Raw genomic sequence first — 22,942 nt, 5'->3', positions numbered from 1 at the left:
GCCGCGTCAAATTATCTATAAAACATGACGAGCAAAGACGAAACGATCGCCGCGCGGATCAGCAGGGCGCTGGCGGAGCGCATCATCGCCGGCACGATCGCGCCGGGAACCCGGCTGCGCCAGGATCACGTCGCCGCGGAGTTCGGCGCGAGCCACGTGCCCGTCCGCGAGGCGTTCCGGCGGCTGGAAGCGCAGGGCCTCGCGATCAGCGAGCCGAGACGGGGCGTGCGCGTCGCCGGGTTCAGCCTCGACGAGATCCGGGAGGTGGCCGAGATGCGCGCCGCCCTGGAGGTGCTCGCGCTGCGCAACGCCGTGCCTCACCTGACCAAGGCGGTCCTCGACGAGGCCGAGGAGGTCAATCGCGCCGGCGAGCGCGCGAAGGACGTGGAATCGTGGGAGGACACGAACCGGACCTTCCACCGCCTGATCCTCACGCCGTGCGGGATGCCTCGCCTGCTGAAGACCATCGACGACCTCCATACGGCCAGCGCGCGCTTCCTCTTCTCGGGCTGGCGAGCGGAATGGGAGGCTCCGACCGATCGCGACCACAAGGCGATCCTCGCCGCCTTGCGCGCGGGCGACGGCGAGATGGCCGCCTCGGTGCTGGCCCGGCACGTCCAGTGGCCCGGCCACAAGGGCAGGAAGTAGCGCCCCGCCCGGCTCTCGAGCCAGGGGCGGCCCGCTCCGGCCTTGCCACCGTCGACGTTCTATGGACTCATCTAGCGATAGATTCGCTATTTTATCTATAATTTGTCGACAGAGGCTGAAACATGAGCAATCTCGCCGCGCGGCTCGGGGACCATCCCGTCACGGCCGCTTTCAAGGCCGCATCGATCGTCGTCGGCGGCGCGGCCCTGATGACGATCGCCGCCAAGGTCCAGATCCCGTTCTGGCCCGTGCCGATGACGCTCCACACCCTGGCGGTCATGGCGTTCGCGGTGGCGTTCGGCCCACGGCTCGCGGTCTCGATCTTCCTCGCCTATCTGGCGGCGGGGGCGGTGGGCCTGCCCGTCTTCTCGGGCTCGCCGGAGCGCGGCATCGGCCTCGCCTACATGGCCGGGCCGACCGGCGGCTATCTCGCCGGATACCTCGCGGCCTCCTGGCTGGTCGGTCTCCTCGCGAGCGGACGAGGCCTCGTCGGCCGGCTCGGCGCGATGCTCGCGGGCCTCGTTCCGATCTACGGCCTCGGCCTGGCCTGGCTCGCGCTCTTCGTTCCGGCCGATCGCCTCCTCGCGGTCGGCATCCTGCCCTTCCTTCTCGGCGATCTCGTCAAGATCGGCGTCGTGGCACTCGCCGGCCTGGTGCTTCCGGCCTCGCTGCGCGGGGGAGCGCGATGAACCGGCCGGACGGAGCGATCCGGCACGACTGGACGATCGAGGCGATCGTCGCCCTGCACGATCTGCCGCTGCTCGAACTCGTCGGGCGGGCCAATGCGGCCCATCGCCGGCACCACGACCCGAACAGGGTCCAGAAGGCGAGCCTCCTCTCGATCAAGACCGGCGGCTGCCCCGAGAACTGCGCCTATTGCCCGCAATCGGCCCACCACCGGGAGGTGGACCTGACCCGCGACAGGCTGATGGAGCCCGGCAAGGTGATCGCCATGGCCGCGACCGCGAAGGCGGCCGGCGCCGAGCGCTTCTGCATGGGAGCGGCCTGGCGCCAGGTGCGCGACGGGCGCGAGTTCGATGCCGTCATCGAAATGGTCGCGGGCGTGCGCGCCCTCGGCATGGAGGCCTGCGTCACGCTCGGCATGCTGAAGCCGCATCAGGCCGAGCGTCTCGCGGCGGCAGGCCTCACGGCCTACAACCACAATCTCGACACCAGCCCCGAATTCTACGGCCGGATCATCACGACCCGGACCTACGAGGACCGGCTGGAGACGCTGGCGACGGTGCGCTCGTTCGGCATCGACCTCTGCTGCGGCGGGATCATCGGCATGGGCGAGACGATCCGGGATCGGGCCTCGATGCTCCACGTCCTCTCGGGGATGGATCCGCATCCCGAAAGCGTGCCGATCAACGCGCTCGTGCCGGTCGCCGGCACGCCCCTCGCCAGACGGCCACGCATCGATCCTCTCGAGCTGGTCCGCATGGTGGCGACCGCGCGCCTCGTCCTGCCGGCCTCGACCGTCCGGCTGTCCGCCGGCCGGTCCGCCCTGAACCGCGAAGCGCAGATCCTCTGCCTCGTGGCCGGCGCGAACTCCGTCTTCTACGGCGACACGCTGCTGACGACGCCCAATGCCGGGATCGGCGAAGATGCGGCGTTGTTCGCCGCCATCGGCGAGCCGGACCGCGCCTGCGCCTCGGCAGCGTGAGCGGGAGATGCTATCGGACATAAGACGGACGAACCCCACGCCTGCCGTGAGCCGGCGCGCCCCGTCTGGAGACGACGATGATCGCCCTGTCCGGCCTGTCCGCCTTCCCGATCACGCCCGCCGATCGCCACGGCACGGTCGACGAGGCTGCGCTTCGGCGCCTCGTCGCACGGCTCGCTGCGGCGCGGGTCGATTCCATCGGCCTTCTCGGCTCGACCGGGACCTATGCCTATCTCACGCGCGAGCAGCGCCGCCGGGCGCTGGAGATCGCGCTGGACGAGGCGGCCGGCGCCGTGCCGATCGTCGTCGGGATCGGCGCCCTGCGCACGGACGACGCTCTGCGCCTAGCCGAGGACGCGAAGGCCGCGGGCGCCGCGGCGGGCCTCCTCGCGCCGGTCTCCTACACGCCGCTCCTCGACGAGGAGGTGTTCGTGCATTTCGAGACGGTCGCGACGGAGAGCGGCCTGCCGCTCTGCATCTACGACAATCCCGGCACGACGCATTTCACGTTCTCGCCCGCCCTGATCGGACGGCTGAGCCGGGTCGACGGGATCCTCGGCGTGAAAACGGGCGCCAAGCCGAAGAACGAGGTGGCCGCGCAGTTCCGCGCGCTCGGCGAAGCCGTCCAGCCCGGCTTCTCGGTCGGATGCAGCATCGACATCGCCGCCCCGGACGCCCTGCTGGCCGGCGCGAAGGCCTGGTACAGCGTTGTCGGCGGCACGCTGCCGAAGGCGACGCTCGCCATCACCCGCGCCGCCCAGGCCGGCGACACGGCGGAGACGGCCCGGCTCCATGCGGGGCTGGAGCCTCTCTGGGAGTGCTTCCGCCGCCACACCAGCCTGCGCGTCGTCTATGCCCTCGCCGACCTCCTCGGCCTCTGCCGCGCCGAGCCGCCCCGTCCGATCCTGCCGCTGACGGGATCGGCCCGGGACGACGTCGCCGCGGCCCTGAAAGCCCTTCCGGCCGACCTCGCGCAGTGATCGGTCAGCGGGCGAATTTCGCCCGCTGCATCGCCGGCTGAAGTCCCGCGTCGCCGAAAGCCCCGGACGGCGCCTGCGCATCGTTGGGGACGCTTCTCATCCCCTCGTCGGCGGTGCGATCGTCCGGCTTCGTCGATGTCGACGGCGCCGCATTCTTCATAGAGAGCGCCCGCTGTGCGTGGCGCGACTGGGTGGCCTTGGAGGATTGGGTGCGCCTGCGCAGCTCATTGCCGATCCGCTTCAGCGCCGAGGTCAGCAGATCGTACTTGCCGACGGTGCCGACATTCCCCGCCGCCGGACGCGCACCCTTCGGCTCGGCCTTGCCGCGCATCTCCCGGCGCTGCCGCGAAGCCGTGGCCCGTGCCCTGTCGCGCCTCTCGCGGATCACCGCACGAAGGGACGTCAGCTCGCTATGTCCCGCGTCCCGGAGGGCCTGGTCACGGGTCCTCTGAACGAGATCCAATTCGTCCTGGCTGAGCAAACGATCCTGTGCGCGACGCGAGATGGCCATTCATGTCTCCCTGTTGAGCCTGACGGGGCAGGCTGAGGGTCAACGCATGACGGCCCTTGGGGCTGCACGGCCCTCGCGCGGCACGATGCCACGCGAGGAGAGGCTCATCCGAGCGCCCTGCACACGGCGTCCGCCACCTCGGTGCAGCCCGCCTGCCCGCCGAGATCGCGCGGCACCGCAATGCCCTCGGCGAGGACCGTGTTGACCGCCGCGTCGATCCGGTCCGCCGCCCCGGCGAGGGTCGCGTCGCCGTGGCGCTCGGAGAGCCAGCGCAGCATGAGCGAACCCGACAGGATCGTCGCGAGCGGGCTCGCGACGTTCTGCCCGGCGATGTCGGGCGCCGAGCCGTGCGCGCCCTGGAACAGGGCCTGGTGGTCGCCGATCTCGCCCGAGGGAGAGATGCCCATGCCGCCCGCCGTCGCCGCTCCGAGATCGGAGATGATGTCGCCGAACATGTTCTCGGCGACGATCACGTCGTAGAAATCAGGCTTCTTCACGAGGTGGACGGTGATCGCATCCGCATAGGCGTAGTCGATCTCGACATCCGGATACTCGGTCGCGACCTCGTCGCAGACGGCGCGGAAGAAGGCGTAGGTCCGCAGGATGTTGGCCTTGTCGCAGACCGTCACGCGGCGCTTGCCGTCGCGCGGGGCGCCGTTCCGGCGGCGGGAGAGGTCGAAGGCGAAGCGGGCCACCCGCTCCGTGCCCTTGCGGGTCACGACCAGCGTGTCGGAGGCGACCTCGCCCCGCAGCAGAACGCCCGCGCCGCGGCTGGCATAGAGCCCCTCGGTGTTCTCGCGGACGATGACGTAGTCGATCCCCGCCTCGACGTCGCGCAACGGCGAGCGCACGCCGCGGAGCAGCTTCACCGGGCGCATGTTGGCGTAGAGGTCGAGCCGGAAGCGCAGGCGCAGATGCAGATCGTTCCCGACCTCGGTGCCGTCGGGATAGACGATCCCCGGCAGGCCTGCGGCGCCGTGCAGGATCGCATGCATGTCCCGGCAGGCGACGAAGGTGTCCTCCGGCAGCACCTCGCCCGACTTGACGTAATGGCCGGCGCCGCCGTCGCGCATCTCGAAGGACAGGGTGTCCGAACCGCAGGCCTCCGTCAGCACCTTCATCGCGGCCTGCGTCACCTCCGGCCCGATGCCGTCACCCTCGATCGTCGCGATCTGATACGTGGCCATGGGCCCTCCCCTCCCGTCCGGCTCCGAGCCGATCCCGGGCGTTTAGCCGGCCGATGGCGACGCATCCAGACGTCTATTGCGCAGGTGGGGACTTTCCGTAGCGGTCCGGGCCGATCGCCGCCGCGGCGGCGGGGCGATCCGCGAAGGCGGGCTTGCCCTCGAGCCGCGCCTCGACCTGGCGCAGGACGAAGAGGACCTCGCCGGCGATCCAGGCCTCGTTGCCGAAATCGGCGTTCGACAACGGCGCCTTCAGCGCCTGCTCGACCCAGACCAGGGCCCGCGCGCGTTGCAGGAGAGAGCCGCTCTCCTGCGTCTCCACCGTCGCCAGCAGCATCCACGGGAACCGATAGAAGCGCGAATCGTCGACCTCGACGGAGGCACCCGCCTTGACCAGCAGATTCGCCTTCGAGATCTCGTTGTCCCGGAATTGCGGCACGGTGATCGGCAAGGCATCGAGCCAGGGCCGGTCGAAGCCGCGCTCCCCGGTGACCTCGCGCAGGATATGGATCACGAAGGCCGACAGGCCGGGATATTCGCCCTTCTCGAAGATGCCGACGGGCGGGAGCGGATAAGGCGGCCAGCGCGCGGCGTCCGGCTGCTTCTGGGACAGGAGCCACGCGACGCCCTTGGCGATGGCCGTCTTGACCCGGTCCTGCTGCTCGGGCGGAACGAGCCCCCGGTCGAGATGGTGCTGGAGCGCGTGGAGCGTCAGCGCCGTGACGCCGGCCGCGGCGTTCCGGTCGGTCTCGACCAGGTGGTAGATACCCCACCAGCCGGCACCGGACTGGCGCGCCAGGACGGCGTCGAGCTCCTCGGGCGTCGCCTTCTCCTCGTGGAGGGCGAAGGACAGCAGCACCCAGGCGCTCGCGAAATGGTTGGGCAGCCGCTGGGCCGTCTCCTTCCAGCAGAAGCAGGACGGATCGCGCAGGCCCGTCATGTACGCCCGCAGGTCGCGTCCGGCCTGCGCCGCGTTGCCGGGCGTGCCGTGAAGCGCGGCCCGCATCTGCGCCATCGACCAGGGGCCGAGTTCGGGATGCTCGTCCGCATCCCGACGCACGATCTGCGTGATCGTCTCGATGCTCCGGTGCAGATTGGCCTTGGCCTCGGGCGAGACGGGCAGGACGCGGTCGGCGTTCCAGAGGCGGGGGATCGCCCATGCGGTCGCCACGCCGTGCTGGATCTGCCGCAAGCCGAGCGTCGGGATCAGCACCATCACGAGGACCGCCGCCGCCGCGAGGGCCGCGCGCCGGACGGTCTTCATCCGCCGCTTCCGGTCGAGTTCGGCGGAAGCCTGGACGAAGGCCCGCTCGTCCGGCCCCAGCATCGTCGCGTTGGTCCGCAGGAGACGGGTCGCATCCTTCAGCAACTCGCCCGACAGGAGGCGGCTCTCGCGCCTGTCGCTGGTCCGCCAGAGCGCCGCCGCCGCCGCGATGCCCGAACGCAGACGGAGCGATTCCCGGTTCGCCTCGATCCACAGCACCGCAGGCGGCCATTCGCGCAGCAGCGCCTCGTGCGCGAGCGCGACCACGGGCGAACCGTCGGGGGCCTGGTCGCCGACGAAGAGATGCGCGGCGACGAAGGCGTCGATGAGCCGGCGGCATTCGGGAAGCGAGTCGAACTGCGACAGCGGCACGCGGTTCTGCAGGAGAAGCCGGTCGTCGGTCGGGTCGGTATGGACCATCGCCGCCAGAACCTGCGGAAGCGAGGCCTGCACGGCGGGCGAGAGCTTCTCGAACTCCTCCTCGGCCCGCAGCCTCAGCGCCCCGTGCAGGCCGCCGATCTGTTCGTAATCGGAGAACCGCAGCAAGCCCGTCCCGCCCGAGCGGCGGAAGAGTTCGTCGAGCGTGAATTCGAGCAACGGCAGCACGGTCGGATTGCCGGCCGCCGCGTCGCGTAGGACCTCGTCGAGACCCTCCTCGGGATCGCCACGCTTCTCGAAGGCGAGGCCGGCCATCATGGCGGGCCGTCGGATCATCTGCGCGATCTCGGCGGTGCGCGGCCCGCCGACCGTGAACAGGCCGTCGCGCTCGATGAACAGCTCGCGGAAGCGCTCGGGCAGGTCGCCCGTGCGGCTGAAGAAGTCGGCCCGCAAGGTCGCGATGATCCAGACGCGGCCGGTCAGGACCAGCGTGCGCAGCGCCTCCGCGAAGGCGTCGCGATCGGCGATCGGCACCTTCTCGTCGAAGATCTCCTCGCATTGGTCGAAGACGACGACGAGGCGGACGGTGCCCTCGGTGTCCGGATCGGGGCGGGCCTGACGCGCCTTCTGGGTCGCGAGGTCGAGCGCCCGGATGACGGCGTTGGTCAGCGCCGCCTGGTCCCGCAGCAGCGGTTCGATCTGCTCGGGCGCCGCAAGATCGGGCAGGGCGTCGGCTGCGAGGAGCGCCGCCCCGAACCCTTCGAGCAGGGTCTGGGTGCCGACGCTCGGCTTGAAGGTGGCGCGGCGCCAGCCGATCACACCCTCGATCACCGAGGGGCGGATCAGCAGCGGCACGATGCCGGCGCGGACGAGCGAGGATTTGCCGACCCCGCTCATTCCCGTGACCATCAGGAAGGCGCGCCCGGCCGCCGCCCGGCGGCGGAGCGTCTCCAGCGCCTCGGCGACCATGGCCGTGCGGCCGCAATAGATCAGCGAATGCTCGTAATCGAAGGCCTGCAGCCCCCGGAACGGCGAGCCCTTCCAGACCGTGCGCGAGGAGGCGTCGGCCTGGAGCTCCCGCAGCCGCTCGCGGATCCAGTCGCGCAGGTGGATCTCGACGAGTTCCTCGAAGGCCGCCGTCTTCTCGAAGGAATAGAAGGCCGATTTGAAGGTGCCGTCCGGGTTGCGGAACCAGCGATCGATGAAGCTGCCGACCGAATCGAGTTCGGCATTGCGGCGCTGGCGTTCCTCGCGATCCTTCAGCGAGAAACGGATCTCGTCGGTCTTGAGATAGCAGAGGAGATCGGGCCGCCCCTTGGCGACGAAGCCCTCGCGGGCCCGCTCGAATTCATACTCGGTGCCCGAGCCGTATTGCGTGCCGTCCTGGCGCTTGAACTGCTCGATCGCCAGCGGCGTGCCGATCCGCGACCAGAGGATGAAGATCGCGAGATCGGCATCCTGGATGTCGATGATCTGGGCTTGGAACGAATCGGTCGCGCGCAGGACCGTCCGCTCCCACAGATAGGTCTCGAGCTCGACCTGGCCGCGGAATTCGAGCTGAAGGCGCTCCGTGACCGCAACGGCGACCGCACGTTCGGCTCCCACGTCGCCGGGCGACGAGACGAAGATGCGGAGTTTCGGAATCGCGACCGTCACCGGCCCTCCTGTTCGTCGAAGGAGCGCGGATTAGCGGGACAATGTTTCCTGTCGATGCCGGGGCCCGGTCAACGGCGTCGCATGCCACCGCGGAACGGCGGACGGGGACCGGTCGATTGCCGCTCGTCCTTGTGGCGGAAGATCAGGCGCCCTTTTTCGAGGTCGTAGGGCGACATCTCGACCGTGACGCGGTCGCCGGCGAGCGTCTTGATCCGGTTCTTCTTCATCTTCCCGGCCGTGTAGGCGATGATCTCGTGGCCGCTATCGAGTTGGACGCGAAAGCGCGTGTCCGGCAGCGCCTCGAGAACGAGACCTTCGAACTGAATCAGTTCCTCTTTCGCCATTGAAACCGTGACCTTTCTGGCCGCGTGCACGGCTCATCCGGGCCGCTCTACACGAGAATCCGCCATCACGCGACGGCAAAAAGCCGCGCTCCAGGCGGGCGCAGCGGTGCAACGCCCATGATGTGGAGCGAAATGCGCCCCGATGCAAGCTCGCGGATCCTCGTCGGCGACGGCAAGCGGCCGTCGGAGACCGGGGACCCGCGGGCCGCTCGACGCGTCAAGCCGATGGCCCCGGGACGTCGGCGATGCTAGAGCCGGGCCATGCTCGAAGGCCTCCACCCTCACGCCCCCACGCATGTGATGCGCCTCGCCACCGACGAGGGGACGGCGCGGGCTCTCACCGAACTCCTCGGGGAGATCTTCGACCCCGCCGAGACGGCGGTCGCCGCCTTCGAGGTCGATGACGGACCGTCCTGGCTGCTCGAGGCCTATTTCTCCAGCGAACCGGACGAGGCCGCGATCCGCGAACTCGCCCGCCTGGCCGTCGGCGATGCGGCCGACGAGGCCGTCTTCGACACGCTTGCCGGCTCGGATTGGGTCAAGGCCTCGCTGGACGGACTCGTCCCCGTCCGCATCGGGCGCTTCCTCGTCCACGGCTCGCATGATCGCCATCGGGTCCGCTCGAACGACCTCGCCATCGAGATCGAGGCCGCGCTCGCCTTCGGCACGGGCCATCACGGCACGACGAGCGGCTGCCTCGCCGCCCTCGCCGACGAGTTGAAGCAGCGACGGCCGCGCCATGTGCTCGACATCGGCACCGGGACCGGCATCCTCGCCTTCGCCGCGGCCAAGGCGCTGAAATCCGGCATCGTCGCCGGCGACATCGACCCGGTCTCCATCGAGGTCGCGCGGGCGAATGCCCGGCTGAACGGCATCGCGCCCCATCTGTCCTTCTATGTCGGGCCGGGCACGCGCCATGCCCTCGCCGGACGCCCGGGCCGGTTCGATCTCGTCTTCGCCAATATCCTCGCCCGGCCCCTCGCCCGCCTCGCCCGCCCGATCGCCCGGGTGCTCGCTTCGAACGGCACGCTCGTGCTGTCCGGCCTCCTCGAGCGCGACGTCCCGGGCATCCTCGCCGCCTACCGGACGCAAGGCCTTGCGCTGCGGCGGCAATCCGTGCGCGAGGGCTGGGCGACGCTCGTCCTGCGCCGCGGCGGCGTCTCCCCCCGGAACCCGCGATGACAGCCCAGTTCCAGAGCTTCGACGACCTCGCCTCCCCGGCGCAGGGCACCCGGCGCATTCCCCTGCTTCGCGCCGAACTCGCCCGGCGCGGCCTCGACGGCTTCGTCGTGCCCCGCGCGGACGAGCACCAATCCGAATATGTGCCGCCCTCGGCGGACCGGCTCGCCTGGCTGACCGGATTCACGGGCTCCGCCGGCACCGCGATCGTCCTCGCCGACAGGGCCGCGATCGTCGTCGACGGCCGCTACACGCTCCAGGCCGGGCAGCAGGTCGATACGGGGCTGCTCACGGTCGTCCGGCTCGCCGAGACCAATGCCGAGGCCTGGATCGCGGCCGAACTCGGTCCGCGCCGCCTCGCCTACGATCCCTGGCTCCACACGGCCAAAGGCGTCGACGACCTCGCGAAGGCCGTGACGAAGGCCGGCGGCACGCTCGTCCCGGCCGAGACCAATCCCCTCGACGCCGTCTGGCCCGACCGGCCTCCCCCGCCCCACGCGCCTGTCGTGCTCCAGCCGGAAGAGCTCGCCGGCGAGAGCGCCGGGGCGAAGATCGGTCGCCTGCGCGAGGCCCTGGCCAAGGACCGGCTCGACGGGCTCGTGATCTCCGACCCGCAGAACCTCGCCTGGCTGTTCAACATCCGCGGCGGCGACGTGGCCCATACGCCGCTCGCGCTCGGCTACGCCCTCGTGCCGCGCGAGGGCCGGCCGATCCTCGTGATGGACCCGCGCAAGATCTCGAACGAAGCGGGCGCTGCGATCGGCGACGTCGCCGAGATCGCGCCCCCCGCACGCCTCGCCGAGGAGATCGCGCGGCTCGGGCCCGAGGGCGGGGCGATCCGCATCGATTCGGCGACGGGCGCCGCGGCCCTGCTCGGCCTCGTCGAGGCGGCGGGCCGCCGTCCCGATCGCGGCGCCGATCCGCTGACGCTGATGAAGGCCGTGAAGAACGCGGCCGAGATCGCCGGCGCGCGCGCCGCGCAACGGCGCGACGGCGTCGCCATGACCCGCTACCTGCGCTGGCTCGCCGAGACCGCCCCTTCGGGCAGCGTCACCGAAATCGGCGCGGTCGAGGCGCTGGAGGGGTTCCGCCGCGACACCGGGCATCTGAAGGACGTCTCCTTCCCCACCATTTCCGGCTCCGGCCCCAACGGCGCGATCGTCCACTACCGCGTGACCCGGGCCAGCGACCGGACGCTTGGTCCCGGCGAGCTGTTCCTGGTCGATTCCGGCGCCCAGTACCGGGACGGCACGACGGACATCACCCGCACCATCGCCGTCGGCGAGCCGAGCGCCGAGATGCGCGACCGCTTCACGCGGGTGCTCAAGGGCCATATCGCCATCGCCCGCGCCGTCTTTCCGAAAGGCACCTCCGGCGCCCAGATCGACGCCTTCGCCCGCCGGCCGCTCTGGGAGGCGGGGCTCGATTTCGACCATGGCACCGGCCACGGCATCGGCAGCTATCTCTCCGTCCACGAGGGGCCGCAGCGCATCTCGAAGCTCGGCGGCGTGGCGCTCGAGCCGGGCATGATCGTCTCGAACGAGCCTGGCTACTACAAGACCGGCGCCTACGGCATCCGCCTGGAGAACCTCGTCCTCGTCGAGGCCCGCGAGATCGAGGGGGCCGAGCGGCCGATGCTCGGCTTCGAGACCCTGACCCTCGCGCCTTTCGACCTCGCCGTCGTCGAGCCCGCCCTTCTGGACGCGGACGAGCGGGCCTGGCTCGACGCCTACCACGCCCGCGTGCGGGAGGCCCTCTCGGACGAGCTGGACGAGCCGACCCGCGCCTGGCTCGCGCAGGCGACGCGGCCGATCGCCTCCGCCTAGCGCGCGAGGGCGTCGGGCGTCCTTGGGACTTGCCAAGCGCGCCGCAAGCGGGACTGTGGGTCCTGATCGCGGAGGACGACATGATCAGGGCCATCGGTCTCGTTTTGATGGGCGCTCTGGCGTCCCCCGCCGCGGCCCAGCCGACGCGGCCGGACCAGCCCGCCCGCGAGCGGCATCTTCTCTTCAGCGAGGGCGAGGCCGCCGACCGGAGCGTCATGCTCGACGGTATCCTGAGCGAGAGCCGGACCGGCAACCGGCCTGCGGAATTCTCGCTGGACCTCTGTTTTCCGCAGCGTCCCGATCTGACCTCGCTCGACCGGGTGACGGCGCAGGTCGCGGTCACGCGCAACCGGATGACGGCGACCGGGCGGAGCCTCGTCGCCGGCCTCCCGACGACGGTCACGATCGAGACCGCGCCCGGCCAGGGGAAGGGAGCGCCCAGCTTCAAGGGCACGATCGTCTACGGCGACCAGACCATCGCGATCCGCGAACAGCCGCTCGAGTTCGAGGACGGCGCGGCGCCGGAACCCTATCAGCCATCGGGAGTCGTCGGCACCCTGGCCCCGAACGAGGCCATGGCGACCGTGCCGCTCGGCTCCGTCCGGGCGGTCCTCGACATCGCGCGCCAGCAGAAGGCGGTTCTTCCGCCGAACCAGCTCGTCCCCGGCTGCGCCGACCTGCGGACCGGCAAGCAGATCATCCGCCTCGTCTCGAGCCGTGCCGATGTGAGGCCGCTCCTCTCCGCCTTGAAGGCCATCCCCGGCAGCGAAGTGACCGGTCCCGAGCATTATGCGCGCGAGGACGGGGTTCGCCTTCCGGCCAATCTCCGGAGCCTGCCCGAGATCCGGATCGTCCAGGATTTCGCCGAGACCGCGCGCAAGGTGCTCGGCGCCTCCGAGCCGGCCGCCATCCGGTCCCGCCCCGAGAACGGCGATCATGTGATCCTCGTCCCGCGCGACACCGCCCTCGCGAAACCCCTCGGACTGCGCGAGGTCGTCGTCATCACCGTCATGATCGCGCCCGAGATCGGCAGCGAGAAGGGCGATCCGATGCTGTATCTGATGCGTGTCGGCTCGGGCTTCCTCGACCCGGCCGAATCCCTGACGCTGCAGCAGGACCTGACCGAAAGCGCATCCTACACAGACATCATCCCCGGGCGCGTCTCGGGAGCGCTGGCGGACGCGTTCGCCGCCCGGCTCGGCACCGAGGCGCGCCAAGGCGCGGCGCGGCGATAGGGCCGAGCCGGGGGCGAAAAATCGCCTGTCCAACTCAGATGCGCGATCGTCGTCTGAAGCGTTGACCGGGCGACGAAAGAGCCCTATCTGAGGCCCCTCGCCGGGCCCGATCCGAAACGATCGCGGCTCCGCCGCCGGATGCCGAGAGATCGCACAGCGCTCTCAGCATCCGACGTTGGGGGATAGTTTAACGGTAGAACAGCGGACTCTGACTCCGTTAGTCGAGGTTCGAATCCTCGTCCCCCAGCCAAATCTCACTTTTCGCCGATTTGGCGCTCGCGCCCGCCTCGAAGCGGGCGGCGGCAGTGGCGGTTTCCGCAAGTATGTCAAAGGGTTGGCGGAAGGTCGCGACCACTTCGCCATCTTCCCAGGTGCAGTTCGATAGCAGGAAGTTCAGCAGGCGGCGTTTTTCGCGCGGTTCCTGCTTTGCGAACAGCCTTTGGGCGTTGCGGCCGAGGTCGAGCAGCGCGACGCCTTCGTCCAGATAGGATTTGTCGGCGTTCTGGTGGCGTTCAATCTCGCGCTGGCAGCGATTCTGCTCCTCGCGCCACTGGTTCGACATTCGATCGTAGAAGGCCGTGTCCACCAGCCCATCGAGCTTATCGACATACATGGCGTGAATGCGATCGTTCAGCCGATTGTATTCGGCCTGATGGCGTTTGATCGCTTCTTCGTGCTCGCGGCGTTCGTCGGCGTGGCTGGTGTGCAGCGCGTCGCGCACCCATTCCAGCACCTCGTCGTCGAAGCGAAGCCGCCCAAGCAGTTCGGTGAACTGCGTTTCAAGTGCTTCCTCGCGCACATGCTTGCGCCGGCATGAAGCCGGGTTGCCCTGGCACTTATCGGCGTAGCCGGTGCAATGATAATAGACGTAGCGCTGCTTCTTGATCTCGCCGACCACGGCGCAGCCGCAGGCATGGCAGGCGATCAGGCCCGAGAAGGCGAAGTCATGTCGGCCGCGCTTGGCCTTGCTGGCGAAGCGGCCGTCGAGCACGCCCTGCACGCGCTCCCATAGCTCGACCGGCACCAGCGCCTCGTGCTTGCCCTCGATGAGCTTGCCGTTCCATTCGAACCAGCCGGTATAGAGCCGGTTGCGCAGGATGGTGTGAATGGTGCTCACCGGCACCTTGGCGCCGCTCTTGGGATAGGTGAGGCCCGCCGCGTGCGCCTTGCGGGCCGCTTCCTTCAGCGAGATGTCGCCACGGGCATACCACTCGAACAGCTTGGAGATGAGCGGCGCGATCGCGGGATCGGTGGCGATGATCTTCTTGCCGTCCGCGCCGGTGATATTGCGATAGCCGAGCGGCGTCTTGGTCGGCCAGATGCCCTGCTCGGCCTTTTCCTGCATGCCCTTGCGGGCTTCCTCGGACAGGTTGTCGATGTAGTTCTTCGCCATCAGCACCTTGATGCCGTGCATGAACTTTTCCGAGGAACGCGATTCGCGCGACAGCACCACGCCTTCCTTCGGGAAGTGCATTTCCACGTCAAGTTCATCGACCGTCACCCAATCCTTGAGGTTGCGATAAAGCCGGTCCGTCTTCTCGACCAGCATCACGCGAACCGAAGGGTGCGCCTTGAGATAGGCAACCATTTCGCCGAAGGCGGCGCGGCCGGTCTGCTTGGCGGTTTCAACGTCCACATATTCCTGCGCCACCGCGAAGCGGTTCGCCGCCGCATATTCCTTGAGCAGCTTCAACTGCGCCGGGATCGAGAAGCCTTCCTTCTCCTGCTCCTTTGAGGAGACGCGGGCATAGATCACCGCCTGCTTGCGGGCGGGATCGGCGGCGGGTGCGGGTCTGGCGGCTCGTTTCATCTCGTTTAGTGTAACCTAAACACACTCGGATCGCAAGCATCGGCGTGGCGGAATCGTCGCGCCCTTGGCCGCACGGATCAAGCCGGGAACGCGGACTGGTCGCGACTGTCCCGACTACCGCAAGGCCCGAAGGGCGTTCAGGATTACGGCCACGTCGATCGCTTCCTGGAAAAGAGCGCCCTGCACGGGCGGCAAATAGCCAAACGCCGCGACGATCATGCCTGCGATGGAAAGCCCCAAGCCGATGAACACGCTTTGAAGGGCGATGGCGCGCGTTCGCCGCGCGATATTCAGCGCCGTGGCGAGCGGATAGAGTTCATCCACCAGAAGCACGACGCTTGCGGCTTGGGAGGACGCAACCGCGCCGCGCGCGCCCAAGGCAACGCCGACTTCGGCGGTGGCGAGCGCGGGCGCATCGTTGACGCCGTCGCCCACCATCATGACGGGCCGCGTTGCCGCCTCGCGACGCACCGCGATCACCTTGCCCTCCGGTGTCAGATCGCCAAGGATTTCGTCAACGCCAAGGGACCGGCCGACCGTTTGGGCGATGTGGTCCATATCCCCCGACGCCAACACGATCCGATCAATTCCCGCCGCCCGGAGCGCATCGAGCGTGGCGCGCGCATCCTCGCGCAATTGATCCTGAAGCAGGATGACGCCCGCGACCGCGCCATCGACGGCCACCGCCACGAACTGGACGCCGCCCTGATCGTCCAGCTCCTGGAGCATCGCATGGCCGCTGGTGCTTCGATTGCGCACATAGGTGTCGCCACCGATGGCGACACGCCGCCCGCCCACCGTTCCCTCGATGCCCTTGCCAGGAAGTTCGGCGATGTTCGAGGGCGGCAGAAGCGTGAGGCCGGCGTCGGTCGCCGCCTGAATGAGCGAAGTCGCCATGACGTGCGCCGACGCCTGATCGAGGCTCGCGGCGAGTCCCAGCACGTCGTGCTCGGTGAACCCTTCGCCCGCTCTGATGGCGGTGATCGTGGGACGCCCCTGTGTCACCGTTCCTGTCTTGTCCAGGATCGCCGTTCGCACATGCGCCAGCGCTTCAAGAGCCGCGCCATCCTTCACTAGCGCTCCCGATTTCGCCGTTCGTGAAATACCGGAAATGATGGCGACAGGGACGGCAAGGATCAGCGGACATGGCGTCGCGACGACGAGCACGGCCAAGGCGCGGATGGGATCGCCGCTGAGGAGCCAGGCGGCACCGGCGAGCGACACCGTGAGCGCCAGGAACCACATCGCGTAGCGATCGGCGAGCCGCGCCATCGGCGACTTGCTGGCCTGCGCCGCCTCGACGAGGCGAACGATCCCCGCATAGGTGCTTTCGGAGGCGGGCCGGCTTGCAATCAGGTCGAAGGCGGCGCCAACAAGCGTGGAGCCACTCATCACTTCGCCGCCGCGGGAAAGGCTCTTGGGGATCGACTCGCCGGTGAGTGCCGAAAGATCGAGCACCGCGACGCCACCGGCGACGTGGCCGTCCACCGGAACGACATCGCCTTGCCGAACCAGCAGTCGGTCGCCCTGTCGGATGGTCGCGATCGGCACTTCTTCGAGCGTATGGTCGCGATAGCGCATGGCGGTGAAGGCGACGCGGCCCAGCAGCGCCGTCATTTCGCGGCGCGCCCGCCCTTCCGCGAAGGATTCGAGCAACTGGCCGCCCGCGTACATCAGCGCCACGACGTTGCCGGCGAGGCTTTCGCCGAAGACAAGGGCCGCCGACATCGACAGCGCTGCGACGACATCGAGCCCGACATCGCCGCGACGCAACGATGCGATGATCTGGCCGAACAGGGCGAGCAGAACCGGAAGCGTCCCCAGCGTCCAGGCGACATGGGATGATCCGGCTTCGCCGCGCCACCAGAACGAGCCGCCGAGCGTGAGGCCGAGCAGCGCGATAACCACGAGCACGCGCGGCGCAAAGCGCCGATAGGCCACTCCGCCCGTCAATCGTGGCTGAACGCGCTCTGCATCGGTTGCTCGGGTCTCAGCCATCTCAGTTCAACATCCAGATCGAGCCGTTGAGCAGCGAGGCGAAAGCCACCCAGGCGGCGTAGGGCACGAACAGCCACGCCGCCACGCGATCCAGCCGCCACGCGGTGGCGATGAAGGCGAGAATGGCGGCGAGCATCAGCAGGATGATGACGAACGCGAGCCCGATCTGATGCGCGCCGAAGAACACCGGCGTCCACAGGAAGTTCAGCGCCATCTGCGCCCACCACAGCTTCATCGGCCAGCCGGAACGGTCGCGCTGCCAGACACGCCAGCCGGCGATGGCGATCAGGATATAGAGTACCGTCCACACCGCCCCGAACAGCCAAGCGGGCGGGTTGAAGGAGGGTTTGGCGAGGCCGGCGTACCAGCCACCCCGCACGGTCAGCCCGCCGAGCGCGAGGCCGCCGCCGAGCACGAGTACGAGGAACAGGATCAACGCGACATAACGGTTCATGGCGCGGGGGTTCCTTCCATCATTCCGCCGCCTCTGAAGCATCGCCAGCAAAAGTGGGAACCGGTTTTGCGTCCGGCGATGCGTCAAAAAAAGCGTCGCGATCCTCGGAAGGCGTCAGCGCCTCGGTGAGCAGGGCTTCGAGCAGACGGCAGCGGGTCGCAGCGGTGGCGGTGAGGCTCGCCTCCAGCCGGTCGCAGAGCGCCATGAGGGCATCGACCTTGGCGACGATGCGGTACTGTTCGGCAAGCGGTGGGAGCGGAATGAGGACCTGTGTCAGAATTTCGAGGTTGATGTTCTTCTGCGCCGTCGCCGGCGCGAACTCCAAGAGAGTCGCCTTTGCCGTTCGAACGAAATATTCGAAGTATCTCGCGTTCTCGAACATCGGCGCCGGAATGAACCCGACGACGCTATCGGGAAAGCAGGCATCGAAACTCAATATCCCGCTGTCCGCGATGTTCGCGGCGATTGTGATGCAAAGCGTTCCCTTCGGCCATTTGAAGCTCTGGGATAGCCCGAAGTCGTTATACTTGTTTGTATAGGTCTCGATGACGCCTTGTGATCGGGCAACGTCCCCAGTTTGGATCATCAGGTGTTCGCCGCGGTCAAAAAGCGCCGGATCATTGCGTGGTCGGTGTTTCGACCTCCCTCTGCCAAACGTCCCAACCTCGGGGAATCGCCCCCACGCCCATCCGGCGGGCAGTTCGAACGGCACTTGATCGAGGTCTATTTCCGGCAATGCGTTCTGTCGCTTGACCTTCCCCTCTTTGACCAAACGCGCCTTTTCCTTCGCGATCCGCTTCAGCAATTCCGCCGCCGGCTCGTCGTTCGCGTCCTGCGGCACCAGCTTCCCCCGCACAGCGAGGTTGAGGATGGTTTGGCGCAGGGCCTTGATCTGGTCGGGGCGCGTGGTGAGGGCTGGCAGCGCGTCGAGGGCGAAGCGGGCGTCGGCCTCGAAAGTTTCGGGATCGGGCGCGTTGAGGCGGGCGAGGCTCGCCGCCGTGAGTTTGTCGCGCACCGCCTCGCGGCCCGCCCGCGCCGCCTCCAGTCGGTCGCACCGGCCCATTAACTCATCGACCTTGGCGACGATGCGGTGTTGTTCGGCCAGCGGTGGGAGAGGAACAACCTGATTGATCGCCATCTGCGCGGTTAGCTCGACCTGGTTCGTCGAACCCGCAGCGCGATCTTCAATCAGCGCATAAACGTGATCGGATAGAAGCCAACTACGAATGTATTCGGGATCGACTTCCAAGCACCGAACGACAGTGACGTGGCTATCGCAAACGAGCTTTTCGGGCGGATCGAGTAGCCGAATAACGCGACCGATAGTACCTGTTCCGGTTGAGTTCCAAAGCAGATCACCATCACGAAGAAAGCGGATGTCCTCGTAATCGGCCAGCGATTCTAGAGTAACCTTTTTGGCTGCCGAGAGGTCGAGCCCGCGCCATTGAACGCACTTCTGCGAGACGACAAGAGAACCGTCTGCCGCTGCGTACTTCGGCGACTTCCCGCGCTGAATATACGAAGTGATGACACCTAGTCGCGTCCATCGCCATGTAGGAGGAATGTCGAAATCCGTATCATCCCCCATCGGCGTAAGTGGCTTTTCTTTCCTGATCTCGCCCGCCTTCACCAGACGCGCTTTCTCCTTCGCGATCCGCTTCAGCAACTCCTCGGCTGGTTCGTCATCCGCATCCTGCGACACCAACTTGCCGCGCACGGCCAAGTCGAGCACGAAGCGGCGCAGCCGCGCGATGGCGTCGGGCGCGTCGGCGATCTTCTCGTAGTGTGCCAGCAGGCGTTCCGCGTTCATCGGGCGATCAATCATCGAAGAAGCGCCTCGGCCAGGATCGCCTTCAACTGGTCGCGATAGGCAGCCGTCTCGGCCTCGGCGCGGGCGAGATCGGCCAGCAGCACCTCCGGGTCGCCGTGATCGTCGGCCTGCATATGCGGATTCTTGAAGTCGAGATTGTAGCCGCGCGCCTTGACCTCCTCGGCCGTCACGCGCCACGCCTGCGGGCCTTCCTCGCGGCCCTTGCGCTCGCTTCCGCCCCACCAGTCGATGCAGGCTTGAAAATGCTCCAGCCGGATCGGCCTGGTCATCGAATAGGCCTTCTGACCATCCGGCACGCGGTGCTCGTAGAACCAGATGTCTTTTGTCGGCGTGCCCTTCTCGAAGAACAGGAGGTTGGTGCCGATCGAGGCATAGGGCTTGAACACCGAATTGGGCAGGCGCACGATGGTGTGGAGGTTGCACTCCTCCATCAGATGTTCCTTGAGCCGCGTCTTGACGCCCTCACCGAACAACGTGCCGTCCGGCAGCACCACGGCGGCGCGGCCCTCCGGTTTCAGGAGGCGCACGATCAGCGCCAGGAACAGGTCGGCGGTCTCCTTGGTGCGGAAGGTCGGGAAATTGTTTTCGATGCCGTCCTCCTCGCGTCCCCCGAAGGGCGGATTGGTGACGACGATATCGACGCGCTCGTTCTTGCTCCACGAAATCAGCGGCCGGGCCAGCGTGTTGTCGTGGCGCACGAAGCTCGGGTCCTCGATGCCGTGCAGCAGCATGTTGGTGACGCAGAGCATGTGCGGAAGCTGCTTCTTCTCCACCGCGCGCAAGCTCGCCTGCATGGTCTCGCGCTGCTTCGGCGTGCGGACATAGCCCTTGGCCTCCATGTGGCGGATGGCGCAGGTCAGGAACCCGCCCGTGCCGCAGGCGGGATCGAACAGGATTTCGCCGGGATGCGGGTCGATGCGATCGACCATGAAGGCGGTCACGGCGCGCGGCGTGTAATACTCGCCGGCATTGCCGGCTGATTGCAGATCGTTGAGCAACTGCTCGTAGAACTCGCCGAAGTGCCGCCGCTCGTCGAGATTGTTGAAATCGACCTGGTTGATCTTGTTGACCACCTGCCGCAGCAGTTGCCCGGACTTCATGTAGTTGTAGGCGTCCTCGAACACGTCGCGCACCACGCGGCGGCGGTCGCCCGGCTTGGCGGAAACCTGCAAGCCCTTCAGCGCCGGGAACAGCTCGTCGTTGACGAAGTCGAGGAGCGCCTGCCCAGTCATGCCCTCCGGGTCCGCCGCCCAGTTGCGCCACTGGAACCGCTCGGGGATCGGCGAGTGATAGCCGTCCCTGGTCAGTTCGAGTTCCTGATCCTGATCGTCGATGATCTTGAGGAAGAACAGCCAGGTGAGCTGGCTGATGCGCTGCGCATCGCCATCGACGCCCACGTCCTGGCGCATGATGTCCTGAATGGATTTGACGGTGGTGCGGACGATCATGCGCTAGCGGTCTCCTGATAGAGCGCGTCCTGCATTTCGTGGACGGCCGCCTCAAAGCCCTCCCTGCCGCCGAACGCCTTGATGAGTTGCACGACGCTGCCCATCGCCGTGAAGGGCGTTACCTTCAGCACGTTGGCGTCGTCGAGATTGAGCACGCCCTCGTCGCGATACTTTTCCAGCAGCGCATCGAGAACGGCGCGGGCCTGCGGCCCATACTTCGTGAACACGTCGCGCTTCCTGACGTTCTCGGCCCGCTCGCGGCGGGTGAGCGGTTGTCTGTCGAAGGCGACGTGGCAAATCAGATCGAACGGATCGAGATTCTTGCCCAATTCGTCGGCCACGGCATCGAGCGCCAGGCCCTCGGCTTCCAGTTCCTCGATGATCGCCTGCTTGCGCTCAGCCGACTTCCAGCGCTTGAGGAAATCGTCGAGGCTGGCGAAGCGCTTCTTCAGCGCCGTCTTGGTGAAATCCCGCAGGGATTCGGTGACGAGCTTGCCGTTCTCGTCGAGATATTCGACGCGCTCGGCCAGGATGCGGGCGCCGACGCCATCGACATAAATCTTTCGGATCGGGCCACCGGGCGGCAGCGGCAGGCCCGGCTGATCGACCACAGTTTCGTCGTCGCCGGGTTTCGGCGGGATGGTGTCGTCGCCCTGCGGCGCTTCATCGGGCGGCGTGATCGGATCGCCGTCGCCCGGTTCATAAATCTGCACCGGATCGCCGTCGAAGTCCGGGTCGGCGAAATGGCTGGTCGCACCGCGAAAGTCGATCAGCGTGAAGAAGAACTTCTTGGTGTCCTCGTGGACGCGGGTGCCGCGCCCGACGATCTGCTTGAACTCCGTCATCGAGCCCACCGCGCGATCGAGCACGATAAGCCGGCAGGTCTGTGCATCGACGCCCGTCGAGAGAAGCCGCGAGGTTGTCACCAGCACCGGATATTTCGACTCCGGGTCGATGAAGTTGCCGAGCTGATCCTGGCCTTCCTTGTCGCTGCCGGTGATGCGCATGACGTAGCGCGCGTTTTCGGCGACCAGATCGGCGTTTTCGTTGACCAGCGCCTGCCGCATCCGCGCCGCGTGCTCCTCATCGACGCAGAACACGATGGTCTTCTGGAATCGGTCGCCGCTTTCCTTCAGGAACTCGGTGATCTTCTTGGCGGTCAGCACCGTGCGGTCATCGAGCACGATGTTCCGGTCGAAATCCTTGGCGTTGTAGATGCGGTCCTCGACCTCGTTGCCGTCCCGGTCGAGTTGCCCGAGTTCCGGGCGATAGCCTTCCACGTCGCGGTCGATGTGAACCTTGATGACCTTGTAGGGCGCGAGGAAGCCGTCGCTGATTCCCTGCTTCAGCGAATAGGTGAAAACCGGCTCGCCGAAGTAGTCGGTGTTGGAGACGTATTCGGTTTCCTTCGGCGTGGCGGTAAGGCCGATCTGCGTTGCGGCGGAAAAGTGGGTCAGGATTTCCCGCCAGGCCGAATCCTCGGCGGCGCTGCCGCGATGGCATTCGTCGATCACGATCAGGTCGAAGAAGCCGGGCGAGAACTCGCGAAAGAGCTTCTGCCGCTCCTCCGGCCCGGTGATCGCCTGATAGAGCCCGAGATAGACCTCGAAGGCGGTGTCGATGCGCCGCTTCCTGTCGAGCGCCAGCGGCAGATCGACCGTGGTGCCGTCCTGCCGTTCGATGGTCTTGGCGTTCGTGGACAGCTTCGCCATCGCCGCGCCGAACGGGCGGAAATCGTTCACCATCGTCTGGTCGATCAGCACGTTGCGGTCGGCGAGGAACAGGATGCGCTTCTTGCGGCCCGCCTTCCACAGGCGCCAGATGATCTGAAACGCCGTGTAGGTCTTGCCGGTGCCAGTCGCCATCACCAGCAGCACGCGGTCGCGGCCCTTGGCGATGGCCTCGATCGCCGCGTTGACGGCGTTCACCTGATAGTAGCGCGGGGCCTTGCCGCTGCCGTCGTCGAAGTAGTCCTGAAGCACGATCTGCTCGGCTTCAGCGTCGAGGCCCTTCCAGGCGCGATAGCGCGCCCACAGGTCGGCCGGCGACGGGAAGGCGTCGAGCCCGAGATTGGTTTCGATCGGGACGCTCCGGCCGGTGCGGTCGTGGAACACGAAGCCGTCGCCGTTCGAGGAAAACACGAAGGGGATATCCAGCGTCGCGGCGTAGTCGAGGCCCTGCTGGATGCCGTGGCCGACGCTATGCGTGTTGTCTTTGGCTTCGATCAGGGCGATCGGGATATTCGGCTTGTAGTAGAGAACGAAGTCGGCCTTCTTGGCCTTGCCGCGCGTCACCAGCTTGCCGCGCACGATGATCCGGCCCTTGGTGAAATAGACCTCCTCCCGAACCTGCACCATCTCGTCCCAGCCGGCGCGCTTGACGGCGGGCAGGATGAACTTGGTGCAGATATCGCGTTCGGTGAGGCTCCGTTTGTCCATCGTCGCGGGCGAATCCTTCAATCGTTCAAGTCAAAATTGAGTATTGGCACGGATGCGCACCGTTTGCATCCGGGTGCGAACCCGCGAACCCA

General features: G+C 67.4%; 17 protein-coding genes and 1 tRNA gene. 8 read left to right on the top strand and 10 right to left on the bottom strand.

The window, feature by feature from the left end; all coding sequences use genetic code 11:
- The first annotated feature begins 24 nt into the window (after positions 1-24).
- The 4 genes from EV668_RS01285 (at position 25) to EV668_RS01270 (ending at position 3,294) form a co-directional block, all read left to right on the top strand.
- Positions 25-648, top strand: a complete 624-nt coding sequence (locus tag EV668_RS01285) for a GntR family transcriptional regulator (RefSeq protein ID WP_133768051.1) — start codon at positions 25-27, stop codon at positions 646-648.
- A 122-nt stretch (positions 649-770) separates the two neighbouring features.
- The gene (locus EV668_RS01280) at positions 771-1,337 is read left to right on the top strand and encodes a biotin transporter BioY (RefSeq protein ID WP_133768050.1); all 567 of its coding nucleotides are present in this window, start codon (positions 771-773) and stop codon (positions 1,335-1,337) included.
- Positions 1,334-2,314 (top strand): biotin synthase BioB, encoded by a 981-nt coding sequence (bioB, locus tag EV668_RS01275; RefSeq protein WP_133768049.1) that lies wholly within the window; start codon positions 1,334-1,336, stop codon positions 2,312-2,314. Before EV668_RS01280 ends, bioB begins: the two co-directional genes overlap by 4 nt.
- A gap of 77 nt (positions 2,315-2,391) precedes the next feature.
- A complete protein-coding gene (locus tag EV668_RS01270) occupies positions 2,392-3,294 on the top strand; it encodes a dihydrodipicolinate synthase family protein (protein WP_133768048.1) in 903 nt (300 codons plus the stop codon).
- Between the two features lie 4 nt (positions 3,295-3,298).
- Here EV668_RS01270 and EV668_RS01265 read toward each other — a convergent pair whose 3' ends face one another.
- From EV668_RS01265 to infA, 4 genes are all read right to left on the bottom strand, one after another.
- Complete coding sequence (locus EV668_RS01265; protein ID WP_245512756.1) at positions 3,299-3,805, bottom strand: hypothetical protein; 507 nt, start codon at positions 3,803-3,805, stop codon at positions 3,299-3,301.
- A gap of 104 nt (positions 3,806-3,909) precedes the next feature.
- Positions 3,910-4,992 carry an isocitrate/isopropylmalate dehydrogenase family protein gene (locus tag EV668_RS01260; protein WP_133768047.1) on the bottom strand — a complete coding sequence of 361 codons (1,083 nt, stop codon included), beginning with the start codon at positions 4,990-4,992 and terminating at the stop codon, positions 3,910-3,912.
- 73 nt (positions 4,993-5,065) lie between these two features.
- Positions 5,066-8,287 (bottom strand): ATP-binding protein, encoded by a 3,222-nt coding sequence (locus EV668_RS01255; protein WP_133768046.1) that lies wholly within the window; start codon positions 8,285-8,287, stop codon positions 5,066-5,068.
- A 68-nt stretch (positions 8,288-8,355) separates the two neighbouring features.
- A complete protein-coding gene (gene infA / locus EV668_RS01250; RefSeq protein WP_133769922.1) occupies positions 8,356-8,631 on the bottom strand; it encodes a translation initiation factor IF-1 in 276 nt (91 codons plus the stop codon).
- 261 nt (positions 8,632-8,892) lie between these two features.
- Between infA and EV668_RS01245 the strand changes: the two genes are divergently transcribed.
- The 4 genes from EV668_RS01245 (at position 8,893) to EV668_RS01230 (ending at position 13,121) form a co-directional block, all read left to right on the top strand.
- Positions 8,893-9,813 carry a 50S ribosomal protein L11 methyltransferase gene (locus tag EV668_RS01245; RefSeq protein ID WP_133768045.1) on the top strand — a complete coding sequence of 307 codons (921 nt, stop codon included), beginning with the start codon at positions 8,893-8,895 and terminating at the stop codon, positions 9,811-9,813.
- On the top strand, positions 9,810-11,636 hold the full coding sequence (locus tag EV668_RS01240; RefSeq protein WP_133768044.1) for an aminopeptidase P family protein: 1,827 nt from the start codon (positions 9,810-9,812) through the stop codon (positions 11,634-11,636). The genes EV668_RS01245 and EV668_RS01240 overlap by 4 nt, the downstream gene beginning before the upstream one ends.
- Positions 11,637-11,716: 80 nt before the next feature.
- Entirely contained in the window at positions 11,717-12,871 is a 1,155-nt protein-coding gene (locus EV668_RS01235; protein WP_133768043.1) for a hypothetical protein, read from the top strand.
- A 176-nt stretch (positions 12,872-13,047) separates the two neighbouring features.
- A tRNA-Gln gene (locus EV668_RS01230) sits at positions 13,048-13,121 on the top strand.
- Here EV668_RS01230 and EV668_RS01225 read toward each other — a convergent pair.
- The 6 genes from EV668_RS01225 to hsdR form a co-directional block, all read right to left on the bottom strand.
- Positions 13,089-14,681: a recombinase family protein gene (locus tag EV668_RS01225; protein ID WP_208111467.1), complete on the bottom strand. Its 1,593-nt coding sequence runs from the start codon at positions 14,679-14,681 to the stop codon at positions 13,089-13,091. The genes EV668_RS01230 and EV668_RS01225 overlap by 33 nt on opposite strands.
- A gap of 114 nt (positions 14,682-14,795) precedes the next feature.
- A complete protein-coding gene (locus EV668_RS01220; RefSeq protein ID WP_133768042.1) occupies positions 14,796-16,679 on the bottom strand; it encodes a heavy metal translocating P-type ATPase in 1,884 nt (627 codons plus the stop codon).
- A gap of 1 nt (position 16,680) precedes the next feature.
- Entirely contained in the window at positions 16,681-17,133 is a 453-nt protein-coding gene (locus EV668_RS01215; RefSeq protein WP_133768041.1) for a TspO/MBR family protein, read from the bottom strand.
- 19 nt (positions 17,134-17,152) lie between these two features.
- Positions 17,153-18,958 carry a restriction endonuclease subunit S gene (locus EV668_RS01210; protein WP_133768040.1) on the bottom strand — a complete coding sequence of 602 codons (1,806 nt, stop codon included), beginning with the start codon at positions 18,956-18,958 and terminating at the stop codon, positions 17,153-17,155.
- Complete coding sequence (locus tag EV668_RS01205) at positions 18,955-20,412, bottom strand: type I restriction-modification system subunit M (RefSeq protein ID WP_133768039.1); 1,458 nt, start codon at positions 20,410-20,412, stop codon at positions 18,955-18,957. Before EV668_RS01205 ends, EV668_RS01210 begins: the two co-directional genes overlap by 4 nt.
- Positions 20,409-22,850 (bottom strand): EcoAI/FtnUII family type I restriction enzme subunit R, encoded by a 2,442-nt coding sequence (gene hsdR, locus EV668_RS01200; protein ID WP_133768038.1) that lies wholly within the window; start codon positions 22,848-22,850, stop codon positions 20,409-20,411. The genes EV668_RS01205 and hsdR overlap by 4 nt, the downstream gene beginning before the upstream one ends.
- Between the last annotated feature and the right edge of the window lie 92 nt (positions 22,851-22,942).

The sequence above is a fragment of the Enterovirga rhinocerotis genome (genome assembly GCF_004363955.1).
GTDB classification, from domain to species: domain Bacteria; phylum Pseudomonadota; class Alphaproteobacteria; order Rhizobiales; family Beijerinckiaceae; genus Enterovirga; species Enterovirga rhinocerotis.
This window is presented reverse-complemented; position numbering and strand designations above follow the sequence as displayed.